Source organism: Polaromonas sp. P1_E3, assembly GCF_056405935.1.
The window spans coordinates 1-717 of sequence record NZ_JBFUBD010000778.1 but is presented as its reverse complement, the minus strand read 5'-3'; the positions used below and the strand labels follow the sequence as shown (position 1 = coordinate 717).

Annotated in this window: 1 protein-coding gene; it reads left to right on the top strand. The window is 61.0% G+C overall.

Going from position 1 to position 717, the window contains the following annotated elements; all coding sequences use genetic code 11:
* A partial coding sequence (locus tag AC1D0Z_RS23480; protein WP_477660522.1) for a M3 family metallopeptidase occupies nucleotides 1-717 on the top strand: 717 nt, incomplete at both ends.

The window sequence follows — 717 nt, the reverse complement described above, 5'->3', positions numbered from 1 at the left end:
GAGCTGAAGGGCGCAGACCGCGACCGCTTCGCCGAAATCCAGGAACGCCAGGCCGAACTGAGCCAGAAGTTCAGCGAAAACGCCCTGGACGCCACCGACGCATTTGCCTATTACGCGACAGAAGCCGAGGTTGAGGGCATTCCTGCCGACGTGCTTGAAGCTGCGCGCAACCAGGCGCAGTCCGAAGGCAAGACCGGCTACCGCCTCAGCCTGAAAATGCCGAGCTACCTGCCCGTCATGCAGTTCGCCAAAAGCAGCAAACTGCGCGAAACCCTCTACAAGGCCTACACCACGCGCGCCAGCGACCAGGCATCCCCGGAGTTCAGCAAATTCGACAACAGCGCCATCATGAAGGAAATCCTGGCGCTGCGCCTCGAAGAAGCCCGGCTGCTGGGTTACCGCAATTTCGGTGAAGTATCGGTGGTTGCCAAGATGGCCAAGTCCCCTGACGAAGTCATCACGTTTTTGCGCGACCTTGCCCGGCGGGCCCGCCCCTACGCCGAAAAAGACGTCGCCGACCTGCGCGCCTTTGCCGCCAGCCAGCTCGGCCTGCCCGACCCACAAGCCTGGGACTACGCCTACGTCGGCGAAAAGCTCRAGGAAGCGCGCTACGCCTTCAGTGAACAGGAAGTCAAACAGTATTTCACCGCCCCGAAAGTGCTGGCTGGCCTCTTCAGGATCGTTGAAACCCTCTTTGAAGTCGCCATCCGGAAGGAC